Raw genomic sequence first — 1,605 nt, 5'->3', positions numbered from 1 at the left:
CACTACAAAGGCAGGTTCTTTAAGGTAAGGAGGTGATCCAACCGCAGGTTCCCCTACGGTTACCTTGTTACGACTTCACCCCAGTCATGAATCACAAAGTGGTAAGCGCCCTCCCGAAGGTTAAGCTACCTACTTCTTTTGCAACCCACTCCCATGGTGTGACGGGCGGTGTGTACAAGGCCCGGGAACGTATTCACCGTAGCATTCTGATCTACGATTACTAGCGATTCCGACTTCATGGAGTCGAGTTGCAGACTCCAATCCGGACTACGACATACTTTATGAGGTCCGCTTGCTCTCGCGAGGTCGCTTCTCTTTGTATATGCCATTGTAGCACGTGTGTAGCCCTGGTCGTAAGGGCCATGATGACTTGACGTCATCCCCACCTTCCTCCAGTTTATCACTGGCAGTCTCCTTTGAGTTCCCGGCCGGACCGCTGGCAACAAAGGATAAGGGTTGCGCTCGTTGCGGGACTTAACCCAACATTTCACAACACGAGCTGACGACAGCCATGCAGCACCTGTCTCACAGTTCCCGAAGGCACCAAAGCATCTCTGCTAAGTTCTGTGGATGTCAAGACCAGGTAAGGTTCTTCGCGTTGCATCGAATTAAACCACATGCTCCACCGCTTGTGCGGGCCCCCGTCAATTCATTTGAGTTTTAACCTTGCGGCCGTACTCCCCAGGCGGTCGATTTAACGCGTTAGCTCCGGAAGCCACGCCTCAAGGGCACAACCTCCAAATCGACATCGTTTACAGCGTGGACTACCAGGGTATCTAATCCTGTTTGCTCCCCACGCTTTCGCACCTGAGCGTCAGTCTTTGTCCAGGGGGCCGCCTTCGCCACCGGTATTCCTCCAGATCTCTACGCATTTCACCGCTACACCTGGAATTCTACCCCCCTCTACAAGACTCTAGCCTGCCAGTTTCGAATGCAGTTCCCAGGTTGAGCCCGGGGATTTCACATCCGACTTGACAGACCGCCTGCGTGCGCTTTACGCCCAGTAATTCCGATTAACGCTTGCACCCTCCGTATTACCGCGGCTGCTGGCACGGAGTTAGCCGGTGCTTCTTCTGCGGGTAACGTCAATCGACAAGGTTATTAACCTTATCGCCTTCCTCCCCGCTGAAAGTGCTTTACAACCCGAAGGCCTTCTTCACACACGCGGCATGGCTGCATCAGGCTTGCGCCCATTGTGCAATATTCCCCACTGCTGCCTCCCGTAGGAGTCTGGACCGTGTCTCAGTTCCAGTGTGGCTGGTCATCCTCTCAGACCAGCTAGGGATCGTCGCCTAGGTGAGCCGTTACCCCACCTACTAGCTAATCCCATCTGGGCACATCTGATGGCATGAGGCCCGAAGGTCCCCCACTTTGGTCTTGCGACGTTATGCGGTATTAGCTACCGTTTCCAGTAGTTATCCCCCTCCATCAGGCAGTTTCCCAGACATTACTCACCCGTCCGCCGCTCGTCACCCGAGAGCAAGCTCTCTGTGCTACCGCTCGACTTGCATGTGTTAGGCCTGCCGCCAGCGTTCAATCTGAGCCATGATCAAACTCTTCAATTTAAGTTTGATGCTCGTGAATTAAACTTCGTAATGAATTACG

General features: G+C 53.8%; 1 rRNA gene. It reads right to left on the bottom strand.

The features are described from left to right. Positions 1 to 25: 25 nt before the first annotated feature. Positions 26 to 1,565 (bottom strand): 16S ribosomal RNA (locus tag CWM54_RS27805). Positions 1,566 to 1,605: the final 40 nt, after the last annotated feature.

The sequence above is a fragment of the Klebsiella sp. D-Nf1 genome, assembly GCF_002810515.1.
Lineage (GTDB): Bacteria > Pseudomonadota > Gammaproteobacteria > Enterobacterales > Enterobacteriaceae > Klebsiella > Klebsiella variicola.
The sequence above is the reverse complement of the archived record's forward strand: the minus strand, read 5'-3'. Positions and strand labels throughout refer to the sequence as shown.